Raw genomic sequence first — 19,518 nt, 5'->3', positions numbered from 1 at the left:
CACGCTCGACACCGCGCCCACCACCGCGAACCAGCTGAGGCAGCGACGCCCGTGGGGGCAGTACGTGCTGCTGCTGCTCGGGGCCTTCGTGTTCCTCTTCCCCTTCTACTACATGCTGATCGGCTCCATCCAGCCGGAGCCCGACACCTCCCCCGCCGGCGCGCTGCCGCTGCACGGGGTGACGCTGAACAACTACACGGACATCAACAGTCGGATCAACCTGGGCCGGTCGCTGCTGAACTCCGGCATCTTCACCGGCGGCGTCATCCTGCTGACCGTGGTGTTCGGCGTGCTGGCCGGCTACGCGCTGGCCCGCCTGCACTTCCGCGGCAAGGGCGTCGTCTTCGCGGCGATGCTGCTGATCCAGGTGGTCCCGTTCCAGCTGCTGCTCATCCCGCTGTACGTGATGATCGTGCGCGACTACGGGCTGGGCGACAGCTACCTGGGCATGATCGCGCCGTACGCCATCAACTCGACGGCGGTGTTCGTCTTCCGGCAGTTCTTCCTGCAGCTGCCGGACGACCTGTTCGCCGCCGCCCGCATCGACGGCGCCGGCGAGCTGCGGGTGCTGTGGTCGATCGCGCTGCCGCTCGTGCGGCCGGCGCTGCTGACCGCCGTGCTGCTCACGTTCATCGGCCCGTGGAACGAGTTCCTCTGGCCGTTCCTGGTGACCAAGGACGCCGACCTGCAACCGCTCGCGGTGTCGCTGGCCAACTACATCAGCAACGTCGCCTCGCGGGCCGCCAACCCGTTCGGCGCGATCCTCGCCGGCGCCTGCGTGCTGGCCGCCCCGGCGGTCGCGCTGTTCGCCGTCTTCCAGCGCCACTTCACCTCCACCGAGCTCGGATCGGGAGTCAAGGGATGACCACAGCCACCACCACCGTGCCCTACACGCTGACGCGCGTCGGCACCGTCATGGAGCCCGACCCGTCGAACCCGCACGAGGTCGCCGGGGTGCTGAACCCGGCGTCCGGCCGCACGCCCGACGGCCGCCTGCACCTGCTGCCCCGGCTGGTCGCCGAGGGCAACGTCTCGCGGGTCGGCCTCGCGGAGGTCGAGCTGACCGACGGGGTGCCCACCGGCGTCCGGCGGCGCGGCGAGGTGCTCGCGCCGGACGAGGGCTGGGAGCGCGGCGCGGCCAACGCCGGCGTCGAGGACCCGCGCACCACCTGGGTGCCGTCGCTCGGAGCGGCCGGCACGCACGTCATGACGTACGTCGCGTACGGGCCGCTCGGCCCGAAGCCCGCGCTCGCCGTCTCGACCGACCTCGAGCACTGGACCCGGCTCGGGCCGGTGCAGATGGCGTACCAGCCCGACCTCGACACCGACCTGAACCTGTTCCCCAACAAGGACGTCGTGTGGTTCCCCGAGGTCGTGCCCGACCCCGACGGCGTGCCGTCGTACGCCGTGCTGCACCGCCCGATGTGGGACCTGGGCTGGATCCGCCCCGGCGAGACCACGCACCTGCCGGCCGGCGTCGACGACGAGCGGCCGGGCATCTGGATCTCGTACGTCGAGGCCGCCGCCGCGCAGGCCGACCTCAGCGCGCTGACCCGGCCGCGCAAGCACCGGGTGCTGGCCATGCCCGAGTTCGACTTCGAGGCGCTGAAGATCGGCGCCGGCCCGCCACCCGTCCGCGTCGCCGAGGGCTGGCTGCTGCTGCACCACGGCGTGGTGGGGTACGTGCCGCCGGGCTTCGACCCGACGACGCAGCAGGTGTCGTACGCGGCGGGGGCCATGCTGCTCGACCCCGAGGACCCGTCCCGGGTGCTGGCGCGCACCAGCGAGCCGCTGATGTCGCCGGAGACGGACGACGAGCGCACGGGGGTGGTGTCGAACGTGGTGTTCCCGACGGCGATCGAGGAGGTGGACGGCGTGACGTACGTCTTCTACGGCATGGCGGACGCGAAGATCGGCGTCGCCCGGCTGGAGCGGCTGCGATGAGGCGGCTGCTCACGGCGCTGGCCGCCGTCGCGGTCGCCGCCGGCACGGTGACCGGCGTCGGCGCGGCCTCGGCGCAGGCCGCTCCCCCGCGGCTGACGAACCTGGCGCACCTGAACCTGCTGGGTGCCACGGTGCGCCCGCCCGCCCAGGCCGGGCACACGACGTACCGCATCGCCGAGGAGCCGGCGATGGGCGTCCTCTGGACCTACGCCGAGCCGGCCGGGAGCGGCTGGAAGCGCCTCGGCGGCGGGGCGTACGACCCCGCCACGAACACCTACGGGCAGGGCGCCTTCAACGCGGACGACGTGGCGCGAGCCGCCGTCGTGTACCTGCGCGACTGGCAGCAGACCCGCTCGCTCACCAGCCGCAGCCGGGCCTTCCAGCTGCTGCGCGGCCTGGCGTTCCTGCAGACGGCGTCCGGGCCGCACGCCGGCGAGGTCGTGCTGTGGATGCAGCCCGACGGCACGCTCAACCCGAGCGCCGACCCGGTCGAGCTGCCCGACCCGTCCGACAGCGGCGACTCGTACTGGCTCGCCCGCACGATCTGGGCGCTCGGCGAGGGCTACGCGGCGTTCCGGCAGAGCGACCCCACGTTCGCCGCCTTCCTGCGCCAGCGCACCGAGCTCGCGGTGACCGCCCTGGACCGCGACGTCCTGACGGACTACGGCCGCTACCAGGTCGTCGACGGCAAGCAGGTGCCGCGCTGGTTGATCGCCGACGGCGGCGACGCCAGCGCCGAGGCGCTGCTCGGGTTGTCGGCGTACGTGCGGGCCGGCGGCTCGGCGCGGGCGCGCACCGCGATGGACCGCCTCGCCGAGGGGGTCGCCGCGCTGCAGGGCGGTGACGCGACGCACTGGCCGTTCGGCGCGGTGCTGCCGTGGGGCCTCAGCCGCGCCGACTGGCACGCGTGGGGCGCGCAGATGCCGGCCGGGCTGTCCGCCGCCGCGGGGGCGACCCGCGTGGGCGACGTCCGCGGCTCGGCGACCGTGCCGGCCGTGTCCGACACCGCGGGCTTCACGCCGTGGCTGCTGACCACGGAGGGGCCCGACAACGGGCTGCTGCCCACGCCGGTCGAGCGGGCGCAGATCGCGTACGGCGCCGACGCGCGGGTGCAGTCGCTGCTGGCCGCCGCGCGGCTCACCGGCCGCACCGGGCTGCGCGACGAGGCGGGCCTGGCCGCCGGGTGGTTCTTCGGGGCCAACCGGTCGGGCGCCCGGACGTACGACCCGGCCACCGGCGTCACGTTCGACGGCGTCGAGGCCGACGGGCGGGTGAACCGCAACAGCGGCGCCGAGTCGACCATCCACGGGCTGCTCACGATGCTCGCGCTCGACGCCGACCCGCGGGCCCGTGCGCTGGCCCGCACCGGCACGACGTACCAGCGCACCGGCTCCTCGGTCGTGCAGGCCGAGGACGGCGCGACGTCCGGTGGGGCAGCGGCCGTCACGCCGGCGTCGCTCTGGACCGGTGAGTCGTCGTTCGGCGGCACCGGCTACGTCGACGTGCCGGACGGCGGGTCGGTGAGCTTCGCCGTCCCGGCCGCCGACCGCGGACAGCGCCTGGTGCTGCCCGTCGTCGAGCTGCGCGACGGCTCGAGCGCGGTCACCACGTTCCGCGCCGGCGGCCGGGTGCTCGGCACCGTGCGCTCCGGTGCGGTCGGCCCCGACGGTGCGTCCGCCGGGCCCGGCGCGCTGCTGCCGATGACGCTGTCGAAGCGGCTGCCCGCCGGGGCGACCACGGTCACGGCGACCACCCGGTCGAGCGGCGGCGACGTCGCCCGCCTCGACGCGCTCTGGGTGCAGCCCTCGGTGTCGGCGCTCGTGCAGTCCGGCGACGGCGACGCCGCCGCGCTGGTCCGCAACGGCCTCGCCCGCCGCACCACCCAGCAGGTGACGCTGCCCGGCAGCGGGGCGGTGCACGCCACCCTGCAGGACGACCGCGGCCGCACCCGGCAGCGCGTGGTGCTGCACGCCGGTCGCGGTGGCGCCGTCACGGTGCCCGTGCTGCCCGGCGGCTTCACGATCGCCCGCCGCTGAGACCGCCGCGGGTGGTCTCGCGGGCCACGTGAAGTCGGCTGCGGCACCGTTCGAGGGGTCTGCACCCCCCTCGGACGGTGCCGCAGCCACGTGCGGCACCTGGACGAACTCCCCTTCCCCGCCCTCGCTCGCCCGATCGTGTCGTCGGCCTGCGGCGCACACGTCGGCCGGCCGGGGGAAGGCCAGGCTGAAGGGCCGGCCGCGGTCTCCGGAGAGCCGACGTCAAGGCGAGCTCTCGCGAGCCAGTCGGCCGGAGGAGGCCGCGGTCGGCCCGGACGCGACAGACCCCGGCACCCGGTCCGACGTGCGAGACGGTCAGGCGCTGGGCACGATCCGGGCATGCGCCTCTACGCCCAGCTGCCTGCCCGCGCGGTCCGGCAGGTCGCGGCCGACGTCCTGGCCGTGGTGGTGCTCCTGCTCGCGGTGCGCGCCGCCCACGCGCTGCGCGACGCGGTGCTGCAGCTCGCCGAGCCCGGACGCCGGCTGCAGACCACCGGCGACGCGGTGGGCCGCAGCCTGCGCCAGGCCGCCTCGCAGGTCGGCAACCTGCCGCTCGTCGGCGACGACGTCCGCGGGCCGCTCGACCAGGCCGGGGTGCAGGCGGGCACCCTGTCGCGGGCCGGCACCGACCTGGTCACCGCCGTGCAGCACCTCGCGACGCTGCTGCAGGTCGTGGTGATCGGCGGCGCGATCCTGCTGCTGCTGCTCACCTGGCTGCCGGTGCGGGTGCGGTTCGTGCGCTCGACCCGCACGGCGCAGCGCTTCGTCGACGCCGAGCCCGACCTCGACCTGTTCGCGCTGCGGGCGATGGCGCACCAGCCGATGCACCGGCTCGCCCGGATCAGCGACGACCCCGCCGGCGCCTGGCGCCGAGGCGACCGCACGGTCATCCACCAGCTGGCGACGCTCGAGCTGAAGGCCGTCGGCCTGCGCCCCCCGCGCCTGCCCTGACCCTCCCGCCGAGTTGCCACGAGCGGGTCACCGCAGCGCGCCCCCGTGACCCACTGGTGGCAACTCGGCGTGGGGAGCTGCTCAGCCCTCGACGGGGCGGCCGCCCTGCCAGCCGTGCCAGGCCTCGATCTCGACGAGGGCGCTGGTGCGCGGGCGGTCCCGCACCGGGTAGGCGTTGCCGGTGTAGTGCGTCGACAGCCGGTCGATGTCGGCGAGCTCGGGGTCGGCGCGCCACTCGACGACTCGGCCGCGCACGCTCACGTGGTTGCCCCAGTTCTCGGGCTCGAGGGCGGTCAGGGCGACGCGCGGGTCGTCGCGCATCCACGCCAGCCGGGCGCGGCCGTCGTCCATGTTGACCAGCACTCGACCGTCGTCCTCGAGCAGGTACCAGGTGGCGACGGTCATCGGGTCACCGCCGGGGCGCAGCACGGCGACGACGGCGGGACACGGACGGCGCAGCAGGTCGGCGGCGCCCTCGGGCAGCGGTGGCTTCGGCACCCTGCGAGCATGCCGCACGTGGAGCTCGGTGACGCGATCAGGGCACGCCGCATGCTGCGGACCTACGACCCCGACCGGCCGGTACCCGACGACGTGGTGGGGCGGCTGCTCGACCACGCCACCCGCGCGCCGAGCGCCGGCTTCACCCAGGGCTGGGACCTGCTGGTGCTGCGCACGGACGCCGACCGCGACCTGTTCTGGCGGACGACGGCGGGCGACGGCGAGATGGGGCCGTGGCTGCGCGGGCTGTCGAGCGCGCCGCTGCTGGTGGTCTGCTGGAGCGACCCCGAGCGCTACCTCGACCGCTACGCCGAGCCAGACAAGGGCTGGACCGACCGCTCCCCCGACAACTGGCCGGTGCCCTACTGGGACGTCGACACCGGGATGGCCGCGCTGCTGATGCTGCTCACGGCCGTGGACGCCGGGCTCGGCGGCTGCTTCTTCGGGGTGCCCGGCGCACGGCACGACGCGGTGCGGGCGGCGTTCGGGGTGCCCGCGAACCGGCGTCCGGTGGGCGTGGTGAGCGTCGGGTACCCGCCGGCCGACCGCCCCGACCGCCGCTCCCCCAGCCTGCGTCGCGGCCGGCGTCCGCTCGCCGAGGTCGTGCACGACGGACGCTTCGACACGCCCTGGGGCGGCTGACCGGGCCGACCCCCGCGGTGGGCGATGATGGCGCGCATGGCCCGTCGCACGTCGAGCACGCCCCCGCCGCCCGAGGAGTACACCGAGCGGATCGTCGACGTCGACGTCCAGACGGAGATGCACGGCTCGTTCCTCGAGTACGCGTACTCCGTCATCTACTCGCGCGCGCTCCCCGACGCCCGCGACGGCCTGAAGCCCGTGCAGCGCCGGATCCTGTTCTCGATGTCGGAGATGGGCCTGCGACCCGACCGCGGCCACGTGAAGAGCTCGCGGGTCGTCGGCGAGGTCATGGGCAAGTACCACCCGCACGGCGACACGGCGATCTACGACGCCCTGGTGCGCATGGCCCAGCCGTTCTCGCTGCGGCTGCCGCTCGTCGACGGGCACGGCAACTTCGGCTCGCCGGACGACGGCCCCGCGGCCATGCGGTACACCGAGGCCCGGATGGCGGCGTCCGCGCTGCTGATGACCGGCTCGCTCGACGAGGAGACCGTCGAGTTCGTCCCCAACTACGACGACCAGCTGCAGCAGCCCGACGTGCTGCCGGCCGCCTTCCCGAACCTGCTGGTGAACGGCGCCAGCGGCATCGCCGTCGGCATGGCCACGAACATGGCGCCGCACAACCTGGTCGAGGTGATCGCCGCCGCGCGGCACCTGATCGCGCACCCGCAGGCCACGCTCGACGACCTGATGCGCTTCGTGCCCGGCCCCGACCTGCCGACCGGCGGGCGCATCGTCGGGCTCGACGGCGTGCGCGAGGCGTACGAGACCGGCCGCGGCACCTTCCGCACCCGGGCGACCGCCCGCATCGAGGACGTCACGGCCCGCCGCAAGGGCATCGTGGTCACCGAGCTGCCGTACACGGTCGGCCCGGAGAAGGTCATCGAGAAGATCAAGACGCTCGTGCAGTCGAAGAAGCTGCAGGGCATCTCGGACGTCGTCGACCTCACCGACCGCGAGCACGGCCTGCGGCTGGTCGTCGAGGTCAAGAACGGCTTCAACCCCGACGCCGTGCTCGAGCAGCTCTACCGGCTGACCCCGATGGAGGACTCGTTCGGCATCAACAACGTCGCACTGGTCGACGGCCAGCCGCGCACGCTCGGCCTGCGCGAGCTGCTACAGGTCTACGTGGACTTCCGCATCGACGTCGTGCGCCGGCGCAGCCAGCACCGGCTGCAGGGCCACCTCGACCGGCTGCACCTCGTCGAGGGCCTGCTCGTCGCGATCCTCGACATCGACGAGGTCATCCAGATCATCCGCACCAGCGACGACGCCGGTGCGGCGCGCGAGCGGCTGGAGCAGGTGTTCGACCTGTCGACCCCGCAGGCCGAGTACATCCTCGAGCTGCGGCTGCGGCGGCTCACCCGGTTTAGCCGGATCGAGCTGGAGAAGGAGCGCGACGAGCTGGCCCGGCTCATCGAGGAGCTGCAGCGGATCCTGGGCGACGAGGCCGTGCTGCGGGCCGTGGTGTCGGACGAGCTGTCGGACGTCGCGAAGTCCCACGGCACGCCGCGGCGCACGGTGCTGCTCGCCTCCGCCGGCACGCCGGCGACCGCCACCCCGCTCGAGGTGCGCGACGACCCGTGCTGGGTGCTGCTGTCGTCGACCGGCCTGCTGGCTCGCACCGGCGACGCCGAGCCGCTGCCCGCCGAGGGCGAGCGGCACGCGCACGACGCGGTGGTGTCGTCGGTGGTCGCGACCGCCCGCGGCGAGGTGGGCCTGGTGACCTCGCGCGGCCGGGTGCTGCGCCAGTCGGTGCTCGAGCTGCCCGAGCTGCCGCCGACGTCCGGCCCGCCCGGCCTGTCCGGCGGCGCGCCGCTCGGGGTGGTCGTCGACCTGCCGGCGGGCGAGCGGGTGCTCGCGCTGACCTCGCTGCGCGGGCCGGGCCAGGGCGGGGCGGGCCTCGCGCTCGGCACCGCCCAGGGCGTGGTGAAGCGCGTGGTGCCCGACGTGCCGAAGGGCGAGGCGTGGGAGGTCGTCGGCCTGCGCGACGACGACGAGGTCGTCGGCGCCGTCGAGCTGGTCACCGGCGACGAGGAGCTGGTGTTCGTGACCGCCCAGGCGCAGCTGCTGCACTTCGCGGCGTCCGGCGTCCGGCCGCAGGGCCGACCGGCCGGTGGCATGGCCGGCGTGCGGCTCGGCGCCGGCGACCGGGCGATCTGGTTCGGCGCCGTCGACCCCGCCGCCGGCGACCCGGTGGTCGTCACGGTGGCCGGCGCGTCGTCCGCGCTGCCGGGCACCGAGGCCGGCAGCGTCAAGGTGACGCCGTTCAGCGAGTACCCGGCCAAGGGCCGCGGCACCGGCGGCGTGCGCTGCCACCGGTTCGTGCGCGGCGAGGACGTGCTGCTGCTCGGCTGGGCCGGCCCCACCCCGGCGCGGGCCAGCAGCGGCAGCGGCAGCCCGGTCGACCTGCCCGAGGTCGACGGCCGCCGCGACGGCTCGGGCACCCCCGTCGCCGCGCCGATCTCCGCCGTGGCCGGCCCGGCGGGCCAGCGCTAGCAGCGGCCGGTCGGCCGGTCGACGTCCCCGGCGGCGACCGTGCCCGAGGTCAGGCGTCGATGCGGTCGCGGTCGAGGGCGTCGGCGCCCTCGACGATGAAGTCCTTGCGCGGCCCGACCTCGGAGCCCATGAGCAGCTCGAACACGCGCTCGGCCGCCTCGGCGTCGGGCACGGTGACCCGGCGCAGGGTGCGGTGCCGCGGGTCCATCGTGGTCTCGGCCAGCTGGTCGGCGTCCATCTCGCCGAGGCCCTTGTAGCGCTGGATCGGCTCCTTGATGCGCTTGTTGCGCTTGGCCAGGTCCTTCAGGGTGCTGCGCAGCTCGGCGTCGGAGTAGGTGTAGACGTAGTCGTTCTTGCCGCGCTGGTTGACCACCTCGAGCCGGTGCAGCGGCGGCACGGCGGCGAACACCCGGCCGGCGTCGACCAGGGGGCGCATGTAGCGGAAGAACAGCGTGAGCAGCAGCGTGCGGATGTGCGCGCCGTCGACGTCGGCGTCGGTCATCAGCACCACCCGGCCGTACCGCGCGGCCTCCAGGTCGAACGACCGCCCCGAGCCGGCACCGATCACCTGGATGATCGACGCGCACTCGGCGTTCTTCAGCATGTCGGCGATCGACGCCTTCTGGACGTTCAGGATCTTGCCGCGGATGGGCAGCAGCGCCTGGTGGTCCGACGAGCGCGCCAGCTTGGCGGTGCCCAGGGCGCTGTCGCCCTCGACGATGAACAGCTCGCTGCGCTCGACGTCCTGCGAGCGGCAGTCGGCGAGCTTGGCCGGCAGCGACGAGGTCTCGAGCGCGTTCTTGCGCCGCTGCGTCTCCTTGTGGACGCGGGCGCTGATCCGCGACTTCATCTCGGCGACGACCTTGTCGAGCAGCATCGCCGCCTGCTGCTTGTCGCCCTTGCGCGGGGAGGTGAGCGCCGCCGTCAGCTGCTGCTCGACGACGCGTGCCACGATGCCCCGCACCGCGTTGGTGCCGAGCACCTCCTTGGTCTGCCCCTCGAACTGCGGCTCGGCCAGCCGCACCGTGGCGACGGCGGTCAGGCCCGCCATCACGTCGTCCTTCTCCAGCTTGTCGTTGCCCGCCTTGAGCCGTCGGGCGTTCGCCTCGACCTGCTTGCGGAACGTCTTCAGCAGGGCCGCCTCGAACCCGGCGACGTGCGTGCCGCCCTTGGGCGTGGCGATGATGTTCACGAACGAGCGCAGCTGCGTGTCGTAGCCGGTGCCCCAGCGCAGCGCGACGTCGACCGTGCACTCGCGCTCGACCTCCGTCGGCGACATGTGCCCCTGCGCGTCGAGCACCGGGACGGTCTCGCGGAAGTGCCCGGTGCCCTGCAGCCGCCAGACGTCCGTCACGGCCGGGTCGGTGGCGAGGAACTCCACGTACTCGCCGATGCCGCCGTCGTGGACGAACACCTCCTCGTGCGGGCCGTGCTCGCCCGGGGTGCCGGCGACACCGCGCTCGTCGCGCACGACGAGCCGCAGCCCCGGCACCAGGTACGACGTCTGCCGGGCGCGGGTGACCAGCTCGTCGTAGGCGAACGCCGCCTCGCGCAGGAACACCTGACGGTCGGCCCAGTAGCGGATCCGGGTGCCGGTGACCCCGCGCTTCGTCCGCCCGGTGACCAGCAGCTCGGAGCCGTCGACGAACGGCCGGAAGGGCGCGTCGGGCGACGGGCCGGCGACGGGGTCGTCGAACACGCCCGGCTCACCGCGGCGGAAGCTCATCGAGTGCACCCTGCCGCCGCGCTCGACGTGCACGTCGAGGCGGGACGACAGCGCGTTGACGACGCTCGCCCCGACGCCGTGCAGCCCACCGGACGCCGCGTACGACCCGCCGCCGAACTTGCCGCCGGCGTGCAGCTTGGTGAAGACGACCTCGACGCCGCTGAGCCCCGTCTTGGGCTCGACGTCGACCGGGATGCCGCGGCCGTCGTCGTGGACCTCGACCGAGCCGTCGGCGTGCAGCGTGACCTCGATGCGGCCGGCCTGCTCGGCCAGGGCCTCGTCGACCGAGTTGTCGATGATCTCCCACAGGCAGTGCATGAGGCCGCGACCGTCGGTGGACCCGATGTACATGCCGGGCCGCTTGCGCACGGCCTCGAGGCCCTCGAGCACCGACAGGTGCCGAGCGGTGTAGTCGCCCTCTGCTGCCGGTCGGCGGGGGCGGGTCGAGGGCGTCGCGGTCACGTGCGTGCGTCTCCTGGCCTGGACGAGGGGGGTGGTGCACCGGCCCGTCCAGGCTAACCGGCGCCACCGATGACGCCGGGACCCGCGCCGATCCGGTTGCGACGGGTCGGCCCGCTCGGCTCAGGTGCACGGGCCCGCGAACCGATGCAGGTGCGAGACGACACGCGGGCCGGATCGCCGGCCGGTGCGTCAGCACGCATGATGGCCGTGCATGATGAACGCACTGCTCATGGCACCAGGTACGGATTTCGCTCACAGCCGATCGGCGGGCACGTCCCTTCGGGGAACGCCGCGAGGTGCTTGACTGTTGGACAGGTCGAACACGGTGAAGCGGCCCCCCGGACTGACCGGGGACGCCGCAGACGAAGAGAAGGAAGGTGTCATGAACGCCACCCTCGCCCCCAGCCACCTGACCGCTGCCGACCGCTGCGACCGCTGCGGGGCCCAGGCGTACGTCCGCGTCACGCTCGCCAGCGGCGGTGAGCTGCTGTTCTGCGCGCACCACGGACGCGAGCACGCGGCCGCGCTGTCCGGTGCCTCGGCGCAGATCCACGACGAGAGCGAGAAGCTGCAGCCCACGCCGGCGAACGCCGCCGAGGGCGACCGCTGAGCTCGCAGCACGACCCCCGAACGGGCCCCGGCGACCTGCCGGGGCCCGTTCGCGTCTGCACGGGGTCGGTGTGACGGGCGCGGTCGACGTCCTCGTCGGCGTCGTGATCCTGATCGGCCTGGTCGGCGTCGTGGTCCCCGTGCTGCCCGGGCTCGTGCTCGTGCTCGCGGCACTGCTGATCTGGGCGATCGAGCAGGGGGACGCCGTCGGCTGGGTCGTCCTCGGCGTCGGTGCCGCGCTCTTCGCCGTGGGCCAGGTGGTCAAGTACGTGCTCCCCGGGCGGCGACTGAAGGACGCCGGGGTGCCCTGGTGGACGACGCTGGCCGGCGTCGCGCTCGGCGTCGTGGGGTTCTTCGTCGTGCCGGTCGTGGGGCTGCTGCTGGGGTTCGTCCTCGGCGTCTACCTGGCCGAGCTGGCCCGGCTCGGCTCCCACGCCGCCGCCTGGCCGTCGACCCGCCAGGCGCTGAAGGCGGTGGGCTGGAGCATCGTCATCGAGCTGGCCACCGGGCTGCTGATGGCGACCACCTGGGCCGTCGGGCTCATCGTCCGCTGACCGGCGTCCAGGGCGCCGCGGCCAGGTGCTCGTCCAGCGTGCCCCCCGGCGCGCAGCCGCCGTCGCGGTAGGCGTCGGGCATCCGCGGGTACGTGGTCGTCCAGTGGCTGCGAGCCAGTGCGACGGCCTGCTCCGCCGTGGCGCCGAGCAGCCGCGCGGTGACCGCGTCGCGCTGCACGGCGCCGCACTCGGCCGCGTTCTCGGTGGTCACCCCCGCCACGTGCCGCGTCTCGTGGGTGAGCACGTGCACCGCGACCACCTGGTCCCGCGTCGGCCGGCTGCGGTCGCCGCCGAGGTAGGCCGCCAGCTCCCGGCACGGGTCGCGCTCGACGAACGTGCGGCGCTCCGGCACGCCGTCCGGTCCGGAGCGGACGGACCCCAGGTCGCTGCCGAGGTCGGCCAGCTGGCGCCCCAGCGACTGGCACCGCACCTCGGACGGCGCTCCCACCAGCGCCGACGCGACGGCCGACAGGCGCGTCTCGAGGCGGTGGTGCTGCAGCACGGGCACCGTGCCCCCGACCGCCAGCGCCAGGCTCAGCCCCACGGAGACCGCGAGGAAGGGACGTCGCCGGCCGAGTCCGTCGACCGGCCGCCTGGTCCACCGCACGACGACGGCGCCGGCGAGCCCCACGAGCGCGAGGACGGCACAGGACAGCACGCCCTCGCTGTCGGCGGAGCTGGCGTGACGGTCGAGCGCCGCCACGCCGTCGTCACCCGGACGCGCCGACGGCCCGGTCCCCGTCGGGGGGCCGGGCCGTCGCGGTCGCTGCTCGACTCAGTCGAGGTAGTCGCGCAGCACCTGCGAGCGCGACGGGTGGCGCAGCTTGCTCATCGTCTTGGACTCGATCTGCCGGATCCGCTCGCGGGTGACCCCGTAGACCTTGCCGATCTCGTCGAGCGTCTTGGCCTGGCCGTCGGTGAGGCCGAAGCGCATCGACACCACGCCCGCCTCACGCTCGGACAGCGTGTCGAGCACCGAGTGCAGCTGCTCCTGCAGCAGCGTGAAGCTGACCGCCTCGGCCGGCACGACCGCCTCGGAGTCCTCGATGAGGTCGCCGAACTCGCTGTCGCCGTCCTCACCCAGGGGGGTGTGCAGCGAGATGGGCTCGCGGCCGTACTTCTGCACCTCGACGACCTTCTCCGGGGTCATGTCGAGCTCCTTGGCGAGCTCCTCCGGAGTGGGCTCGCGGCCGAGGTCCTGCAGCATCTGCCGCTGCACCCGGGCGAGCTTGTTGATGACCTCGACCATGTGGACGGGGATGCGGATGGTGCGGGCCTGGTCGGCCATGGCCCGCGTGATGGCCTGCCGGATCCACCAGGTGGCGTAGGTGGAGAACTTGTAGCCCTTGGTGTAGTCGAACTTCTCGACCGCGCGGATGAGGCCGAGGTTGCCCTCCTGGATCAGGTCGAGGAAGAGCATGCCGCGACCGGTGTAGCGCTTGGCCAGCGAGACGACGAGCCGCAGGTTGGCCTCGAGGAGGTGGTTCTTGGCCTTCTTGCCGTCCTGGGCGATCCACCACAGCTCGCGCTTGAGCTTGCTGTCCATCTTCAACCCGGAGTTGAGCTTCTCCTCCGCGAACAGGCCGGCCTCGATGCGCTTGGCGAGCTCGACCTCCTGTTCGGCGTTGAGCAGCGCGACCTTGCCGATCTGCTTCAGGTAGTCCTTGACGGGGTCGGCCGTCGCGCCGGCGGTGGCGACCTGCTGCGCGGGCGCGTCGTCGTCGTCGTCGGTGATGACGAAGCCGGTCTCCTCGACCGCCTCGCCCTCGGGAGCGGCGGCGGCACCCTCGGGGGCCTCCGCGCCCTCGGCGACCTCCTCGGGGCCGTCGGCCTCGGCAGGCTCGGAGGCCGGTGCGGCGGCCGTCTTCTTCGCAGCGGTCTTGCGCGCGGGGCGGGCGGCCTTCTTGGCCGGTGCGGCCTCGACGCCGTCCTCGGCCGGGGCGTCCACGGCGTCGACGGCGACGGCTGCGACGACCGTCTTGGCAGCCGGCTTGGCGGCGGTCTTCGTCGCCGTCTTCTTGGCCGCGGACGCCGTGGTGCTCGCGCGGCGGGTGGCGGTGGCGGCGACCGCGCGGGCCGGGGTCTCCTCCTCGACGCGGACGGCGATGCGCTCCTCGTCGAGGGCGCGGAGCACGGCCTTCATGCGGTGCAGGGGCAGCTGGGCCTGCTCGAGCGCGTCACGGACGGCAGCGGCCGGGACCGAGCCGTTCGTGGCGCCCTGGCGCAGCAGCTGCTGGAGGGCGGGGTGGCTGAACTCGGCGGGCAACGAGGTGCGCGCGGCGGGCTGGACGGGGCGGACCGACGACACGGACTCCCTTTCGTCGTTGGTACGGGACGGGCACCGGCGCTGGCGTGCGGGCACAGCAGGGCTCGATGTGGACAACGCACGAGAGCGCCTTGGCATGCCCGCGCACCGTGAGAGATCCCCCGGCGCGAGCCGGACACACAATTGTAGCGCGCCGGGGCCTGGCGCTCCGCCCCGACACCGCCGCGGACGGCTGCGCCGCCCTCGGTCAGGCGTCGGCCTTGACCGCCAGCACGGGGCACGGCGCGTCGAGCAGGATGCGCTGGGCGTTCGACCCGAGGATCAGCTTGCCGACGGGCGTCCGGCGCCGCAGGCCGATCACGATGAAGTCGGCCCGGGTCTCCTCCGCCACCGCGATGAGGTCCTCGGCGGGCTCCAGCCCGCGCACCAGCTGGCGCACCTCGTGGTCGACGCCGGCGCTGCGCAGCTCGGCCTGGACCTCCTCGAGCTCGGCCTCGTACCGCTCGGCCTCCTCGCGCGACAGGTCCTTGCCGCCGCGGTTGGAGTTGATGACGACCAGCCTGGTCGAGCGCAGCTGCGCCTCCTCGGCGGCACGGCGCAGCGCGGCGCGTCCCTCGTTGGTCGGGACGAACCCCACGACGATCGACATCTGTGCTCCCTCGACGCGGGCGGCGGACAGCGGGCGGCCGGCCCGTCGGCCGCCGAGCCGACCGTACCGGACCAGCGGCCGCCGGGCCCGCTCCCGGCACGTCCGCCCTCCGCGGACCGTCGGGGCGCCCGCCCACCCGTCGTCAGGTCGCCGCGGCCGGTGCCGCCTGGCGAGACGGACCGGTGCACCGGGGCCGCGACCGCGGCACGGGTCCGTAGGCTGACGCCGCGCGGCGCCACGACCGCGCGACCGGGGGCACGACCGCCGCCGGCAGGCGCACGAGAGGCGGTCCGATGTCCCCGAGCCCGGGACCGACGCTGGGTGTCGAGGAGGAGCTGCACGTCGCCGACGCCGGCACCGGCCGGCTGGTCAGCCGCGGGCCCGAGGTGCTGGCCGCGCTGGCCGACGTCGCCCTCGACCCCGCCGACGGCAGCGCGGTGGCCGAGCTGACGCTCTCGCAGCTCGAGACCGTGACCTCCGTGGCGCGCGACGTCGAGGACGTCGTCGCCCGGGCCGCGCGGCTGCGGACCGCGGCCGCGCGCGCCGCGGAAGGGCTCGGGCTGCAGCTGCTCGCCAGCGGGACGCCGCCGCTCGGGTCCGCCGAGGAGCAGCAGGTGGCGCCCGACGAGCGGTACCTGCCGCTGCGGGCGCGGGCCGCCGGGCTCGTGGACCAGCAGCTGATCGCGGGGCTGCACGTGCACGTGGCGGTGGCCGCGCCGGGCACGCGCGTCGAGGACGTGGACGACGAGGCCCGCGTCGCCGTCGTCGAGCGCATCCGCCCCTGGCTGCCGGTGCTGCTGGCGGCGACCGCGAACTCGCCGTACTGGCTGGGCACCGACACCGGCTTCGCGTCGTACCGCCAGGTGCACTGGCAGCGCTGGCCGGTGGCCGGTCCCCCGCCGCCGACCGGTTCGGCCGCCGCCTGGCACGAGGCGGTGGCCTCGCTCGTCGACGCCGGCGTGGTCGACGACGCGAGCTTCGTCTACTGGGACCTGCGCCTGGCCACCCGCTACCCCACCGTCGAGGTGCGGGTCGCCGACGCGCTCCCCTCGCTCGACGACCTCGCGACGTTCGTCGCGCTCGTCCGCGGCCTCGCGGCGTCCGTCGCGGTCGACGCAGCCGCGGCGGGCGGTACCCGTGCCGTGCCCGGGCAGGGGACGCCGCTGCACGCGCTGCGTGCGGCCGGGTGGCGGGCGGCCCGCCACGGCCTCGAGGACCGCCTGGTCGACCCGCGCACCGGCCGGCTCGCCGGGCCGATCGACCTGCTGCACGGCCTGCTCGAGGGGGCGCGACCTGGCCTGGAGGCCTGCGGTGACCTCGAGACCGCGCAGGCCGGCGTCGCACGCTGGCTGCGGGACGGCAACGGGGCGATGCGGCAGCGCGCCGCCTTCGCCCGAGCCGGCTGGCCGGGCGTCGTGGACGTCGTGCGGGTGCGCCCGGACGCCGCACCGGACGGCCTGGCACCGGCCCGATCGACTGCGTCCGCAGGCACGTCGGACGGGGCTGCGCAGCGCGCCGTGGACGGGCACCGCATCACCGAGGCGGGCGCACCCGAGGCCCCTCGCGTCCCGCCGACCGACGCACCGGGGTCGTCGGACGCCGCGCGCGAGGACCGGGCCGCAGGCCGCGCGGGCGACGGCAACGGGTGGGTCGACTGCGCCTGCGGTCACCGGCACTGGGGGCTGCACGGCGCGGCCGGCCTGCTCGTGGCGCGACCGGCCGACGGCGAGCCGGAGGTGCTCCTGCAGCTGCGCGCCGTCTGGACGCACCAGGGCGGCACCTGGGGGCTGCCCGGCGGCGCGCGCGACAGCATCGAGACGACCGGTCAGGCCGCACGGCGCGAGGCGTCGGAGGAGGTCGGCCTCGACCCACGGGGCCTGACCGACCTCGGCTCGGTCGTCGTCGACCACGGCTCCTGGTCGTACACGACCGTGCTGGTCGCGGCCCCCGCCGGGACGTCGGCGACGCCCACCAGCCCGGAGACCGACGCGGCGGTGTGGACCCCGCTGTCGGAGGTCGCCGCACGCCCCCTGCACCCGGGGCTGGCCGAGACCTGGCCCGGGCTGCGCGCCCGGCTCGAGGCCGCCGACCTCCGGGCACCGGCCGGCGGGGTCGACTCCGACCGCTCGCGCTGACAGCCCGCGGCCGGTCTCGGGTGACCTGACCTCTCGGGTCGCCTACGCCTGGTGCCGCACGGCCTGCCGGCCGAGCACCTCGCGGGCGAGGGCACCCACCTGGTGCGTCTCGATGAGGAACCCGTCGTGCCCGTAGTCGGAGTGCACGGTGCGCACGGCGGGCGCACCCGGGAGGGCGGCGGAGAGCCGCTGCGACAACCGCGGCGGGTACAACCGGTCGCTGTCGACGGCCGCCACCACCACGTCGGCGCGCACCCTCGCGAGGGCGGCGTCCAGCCCGCCGCGGCCACGGCCCACGTCGTGCGAGCTCATGGCCTCCGTGAGCACCAGGTACGAACCCGGGTCGAACCGGCGGGCCAGCTTGCCGGCGTGGTGGTCGAGGTAGCTCTCGACCGCGTAGCGGCCACCGCCGCCGAGCGGCTGCTCGTCGCCCTGGGCCCGGCGGCCGAATCGGGCGTCGAGCTCGTCGGCGCTGCGGTAGGTGGCGTGCGCGATGCGACGGGCGATGCCCAGCCCGGTGACGGGACCGGGGCCGTCCTGGTCGTGGTAGTCGCCGCCCTGCCAGGCGGGGTCGGCGCGGATGGCCGCCACCTGCGGCGCGCACCAGGCGATCTGGTCGGCGCTCGCCGCCGCCGTCGACGCCAGCACGAGGGCGCTGGCGACGCGGTCGGGATGGGTGACGGCCCACTCGACCACCCGCATGCCGCCCATCGAGCCGCCGACGACGCTCGCCCACGTGCCGATGCCCAGGGCGTCGGCCAGGCGCACCTCCGCCTCGACCTGGTCGCGCACCGTCAGGAACGGGAAGCGCGAGCCCCAGGCCCGGCCGTCGGGCGCGACGGACGACGGACCCGTGGTGCCCTGGCAGCCACCGAGCACGTTCGGCGCCACCACGAACCAGCGGTCGGTGTCGAGCGCGCGGCCCGGGCCGACGAGCCCGTCCCACCACCCGGGCGTCGGGTGGCCGTCCCCGGCCGGTCCGGCCACGTGGCTGTCACCGGTGAGCGCGTGCAGCACCAGCACGGCGTTGTCGACCGCCGCGTTCAGCGTGCCCCACGTCTCGTAGGCGACCGTGACGTCGGGCAGCGCGCCCCTGGCCTCGAGGGTGATCGTGCCGACCTCGGCGAACCGGCGGTGCCCCACGGGGTCGCCGGGTCGCCAGTGGCCGGTCACGGTCATCAGGAGCCCTTGGCGGCCCGGAAGCCGGCCTCGAGGTCGGCGAGGATGTCGTCGAGGTGCTCCAACCCCACGGCCAGCCGCACCAGGCCGGGGGTGACCCCGCTCGCGGCCTGCTCCTCGGGCGAGAGCTGGCTGTGGGTCGTCGACGCCGGGTGGATCACCAGGCTGCGCACGTCGCCGATGTTCGCGACGTGGCTGTGCAGCTCGAGCGCCTCCACGAAGCGCTGCCCGGCCTCGAGACCGCCGACGATCTCGAAGGCCAGCACCGCGCCCGCACCGCGCGGCGCGTACTTGCGCGCGTTCTCGCGCCACGGGCTGCTCTCGAGGCCGGCGTACGCGACCCGCTCGACCTCGTCGCGACCCTCGAGCCAGGTGGCGACGGCCTCGGCGTTGGCGACGTGCCGCTCGATGCGCAGGCTGAGCGTCTCGATCCCCTGCGAGAGCAGGAAGCTGTTGAACGGCGAGATCGACGGTCCGAGGTCGCGCAGCAGCTGCACGCGCGCCTTGAGGATGTACGAGAGGTTCGCCCCCAGCGGGCTGCCGACGCCGAGGTCGCGGCCGTAGACGAGACCGTGGTAGCTCGGGTCGGGCTGGTTGAACCCCGGGAACCGATCCGGCTCGGCGGTGTAGTCGAAGCGACCGCCGTCGACGATCACGCCGCCGATCGCGCTGCCGTGGCCGCCGAGGTACTTGGTCGCCGAGTGCACCACGACGTCGGCGCCCCACTCGAGCGGGCGGATGAGGTACGGCGTGGCCACCGTGTTGTCGACGATCAACGGCACGCCGGCGTCGTGCGCGACACCGGAGACGCCCTCGATGTCGAGCACGTCCTGCTTGGGGTTCGAGATGGTCTCGGCGAAGAAGGCCTTGGTGTTCGGCCGCACCGCGGCACGCCACGACTCGAGGTCGTCGGGGTCGTCGACGAAGGTGACCTGCACGCCCAGCTTGGGGAACGTGTAGTGCAGCAGGTTGTACGTGCCGCCGTAGAGGCTGGGGCTGGCCACCACGTGGTCACCGGCCTCCGCGACGTTCAGCAGCGCCAGCGTCTCGGCCGACTGACCGCTGGCGACCAGCAGGGCCCCCACGCCGCCCTCGAGGTTCGCCACGCGCTGCTCCACGACGTCGGTCGTGGGGTTCATCAGGCGCGTGTAGATGTTGCCGAACTCCTTGAGCCCGAACAGGTTCGCGGCGTGCTCGGCGTCCTTGAAGACGTAGGACGTCGTCTGGTAGATGGGCAGCGACCGGGCGCCGGTGGCGGCGTCCGGCTGCTGACCGGCGTGGATCTGTCGCGTCTCGAAGGACCAACCGTCGGACATCTCTGCTCCTCGGTGCGTGCTGGTGGGTGCGTGCTCGTGCGTGCTGGTGGGT

Annotated in this window: 16 protein-coding genes; 9 read left to right on the top strand and 7 right to left on the bottom strand. The window is 74.6% G+C overall.

What is annotated here, in order from left to right:
- Nucleotides 1-34 precede the first annotated feature (34 nt).
- The 4 genes from ACYVI6_RS07450 (at nt 35) to ACYVI6_RS07435 (ending at nt 4,931) form a co-directional block, all read left to right on the top strand.
- Complete coding sequence (locus ACYVI6_RS07450; protein WP_460445773.1) at nt 35-865, top strand: carbohydrate ABC transporter permease; 831 nt, start codon at nt 35-37, stop codon at nt 863-865.
- Nucleotides 862-1,944 (top strand): glycoside hydrolase family 130 protein, encoded by a 1,083-nt coding sequence (locus tag ACYVI6_RS07445; RefSeq protein WP_460445763.1) that lies wholly within the window; start codon nt 862-864, stop codon nt 1,942-1,944. Before ACYVI6_RS07450 ends, ACYVI6_RS07445 begins: the two co-directional genes overlap by 4 nt.
- Nucleotides 1,941-3,980: a hypothetical protein gene (locus tag ACYVI6_RS07440; protein WP_460445762.1), complete on the top strand. Its 2,040-nt coding sequence runs from the start codon at nt 1,941-1,943 to the stop codon at nt 3,978-3,980. Before ACYVI6_RS07445 ends, ACYVI6_RS07440 begins: the two co-directional genes overlap by 4 nt.
- A gap of 339 nt (nt 3,981-4,319) precedes the next feature.
- Nucleotides 4,320-4,931, top strand: coding sequence for a hypothetical protein (locus ACYVI6_RS07435; RefSeq protein ID WP_460445761.1), 612 nt, complete (start codon nt 4,320-4,322; stop codon nt 4,929-4,931).
- Between the two features lie 81 nt (nt 4,932-5,012).
- Here the strand turns inward: ACYVI6_RS07435 and ACYVI6_RS07430 are convergent, their stop codons facing one another.
- Nucleotides 5,013-5,429, bottom strand: a complete 417-nt coding sequence (locus tag ACYVI6_RS07430; protein WP_284290745.1) for a pyridoxamine 5'-phosphate oxidase family protein — start codon at nt 5,427-5,429, stop codon at nt 5,013-5,015.
- Nucleotides 5,430-5,447: 18 nt separating this feature from the next.
- Here ACYVI6_RS07430 and ACYVI6_RS07425 point away from each other — a divergent pair, with 18 nt between their 5' ends.
- Together ACYVI6_RS07425 and ACYVI6_RS07420 are read left to right on the top strand one after the other, a co-directional pair.
- A complete protein-coding gene (locus tag ACYVI6_RS07425; RefSeq protein WP_460445772.1) occupies nt 5,448-6,071 on the top strand; it encodes a nitroreductase family protein in 624 nt (207 codons plus the stop codon).
- A 36-nt stretch (nt 6,072-6,107) separates the two neighbouring features.
- A complete protein-coding gene (locus ACYVI6_RS07420) occupies nt 6,108-8,570 on the top strand; it encodes a DNA gyrase/topoisomerase IV subunit A (protein WP_460445760.1) in 2,463 nt (820 codons plus the stop codon).
- Between the two features lie 49 nt (nt 8,571-8,619).
- Here ACYVI6_RS07420 and ACYVI6_RS07415 read toward each other — a convergent pair whose 3' ends face one another.
- Entirely contained in the window at nt 8,620-10,758 is a 2,139-nt protein-coding gene (locus ACYVI6_RS07415) for a DNA gyrase/topoisomerase IV subunit B (RefSeq protein WP_460445759.1), read from the bottom strand.
- Nucleotides 10,759-11,140: 382 nt separating this feature from the next.
- Between ACYVI6_RS07415 and ACYVI6_RS07410 the strand changes: the two genes are divergently transcribed.
- Together ACYVI6_RS07410 and ACYVI6_RS07405 are read left to right on the top strand one after the other, a co-directional pair.
- The gene (locus ACYVI6_RS07410; RefSeq protein ID WP_460445758.1) at nt 11,141-11,368 is read left to right on the top strand and encodes a DUF7455 domain-containing protein; all 228 of its coding nucleotides are present in this window, start codon (nt 11,141-11,143) and stop codon (nt 11,366-11,368) included.
- Between the two features lie 70 nt (nt 11,369-11,438).
- Nucleotides 11,439-11,921 carry a DUF456 domain-containing protein gene (locus ACYVI6_RS07405; protein WP_460445757.1) on the top strand — a complete coding sequence of 161 codons (483 nt, stop codon included), beginning with the start codon at nt 11,439-11,441 and terminating at the stop codon, nt 11,919-11,921.
- Here ACYVI6_RS07405 and ACYVI6_RS07400 read toward each other — a convergent pair.
- From ACYVI6_RS07400 to ACYVI6_RS07390, 3 genes are all read right to left on the bottom strand, one after another.
- Entirely contained in the window at nt 11,908-12,624 is a 717-nt protein-coding gene (locus ACYVI6_RS07400; RefSeq protein WP_460445756.1) for a hypothetical protein, read from the bottom strand. The two genes, ACYVI6_RS07405 and ACYVI6_RS07400, sit on opposite strands and share 14 nt — an antisense overlap.
- Before the next feature lie 72 nt (nt 12,625-12,696).
- A complete protein-coding gene (locus ACYVI6_RS07395; protein WP_460445755.1) occupies nt 12,697-14,229 on the bottom strand; it encodes an RNA polymerase sigma factor in 1,533 nt (510 codons plus the stop codon).
- Between the two features lie 205 nt (nt 14,230-14,434).
- Nucleotides 14,435-14,836 (bottom strand): universal stress protein, encoded by a 402-nt coding sequence (locus ACYVI6_RS07390; protein WP_460445754.1) that lies wholly within the window; start codon nt 14,834-14,836, stop codon nt 14,435-14,437.
- Nucleotides 14,837-15,129: 293 nt separating this feature from the next.
- On the opposite strand from ACYVI6_RS07390, the gene ACYVI6_RS07385 reads away from it, so the two are divergent.
- Nucleotides 15,130-16,971, top strand: coding sequence for a glutamate--cysteine ligase (locus ACYVI6_RS07385; protein WP_460445753.1), 1,842 nt, complete (start codon nt 15,130-15,132; stop codon nt 16,969-16,971).
- 42 nt (nt 16,972-17,013) lie between these two features.
- Here the strand turns inward: ACYVI6_RS07385 and metX are convergent, their stop codons facing one another.
- Entirely contained in the window at nt 17,014-18,150 is a 1,137-nt protein-coding gene (gene metX / locus ACYVI6_RS07380) for a homoserine O-acetyltransferase MetX (RefSeq protein ID WP_460445752.1), read from the bottom strand.
- Nucleotides 18,150-19,466 (bottom strand): bifunctional o-acetylhomoserine/o-acetylserine sulfhydrylase, encoded by a 1,317-nt coding sequence (locus ACYVI6_RS07375; RefSeq protein WP_460445751.1) that lies wholly within the window; start codon nt 19,464-19,466, stop codon nt 18,150-18,152. Before ACYVI6_RS07375 ends, metX begins: the two co-directional genes overlap by 1 nt.
- Between the last annotated feature and the right edge of the window lie 52 nt (nt 19,467-19,518).

The organism is Angustibacter aerolatus (assembly GCF_054776675.1).
This window is presented reverse-complemented; position numbering and strand designations above follow the sequence as displayed.

Bases quoted from the DNA above. Each gene is read 5' to 3' on its own strand.
- ACYVI6_RS07445 (WP_460445763.1), top strand. From the start codon at position 862: ATGACCACAGCCACCACCACCGTGCCCTACACGCTGACGCGCGTCGGC.
- ACYVI6_RS07440 (WP_460445762.1), top strand. From the start codon at position 1,941: ATGAGGCGGCTGCTCACGGCGCTGGCCGCCGTCGCGGTCGCCGCCGGC.
- ACYVI6_RS07435 (WP_460445761.1), top strand. From the start codon at position 4,320: ATGCGCCTCTACGCCCAGCTGCCTGCCCGCGCGGTCCGGCAGGTCGCG.
- ACYVI6_RS07420 (WP_460445760.1), top strand. From the start codon at position 6,108: ATGGCCCGTCGCACGTCGAGCACGCCCCCGCCGCCCGAGGAGTACACC.
- ACYVI6_RS07410 (WP_460445758.1), top strand. From the start codon at position 11,141: ATGAACGCCACCCTCGCCCCCAGCCACCTGACCGCTGCCGACCGCTGC.
- ACYVI6_RS07390 (WP_460445754.1), bottom strand. From the start codon at position 14,836: ATGTCGATCGTCGTGGGGTTCGTCCCGACCAACGAGGGACGCGCCGCG.
- ACYVI6_RS07385 (WP_460445753.1), top strand. From the start codon at position 15,130: ATGTCCCCGAGCCCGGGACCGACGCTGGGTGTCGAGGAGGAGCTGCAC.
- metX (WP_460445752.1), bottom strand. From the start codon at position 18,150: ATGACCGTGACCGGCCACTGGCGACCCGGCGACCCCGTGGGGCACCGC.
- ACYVI6_RS07375 (WP_460445751.1), bottom strand. From the start codon at position 19,466: ATGTCCGACGGTTGGTCCTTCGAGACGCGACAGATCCACGCCGGTCAG.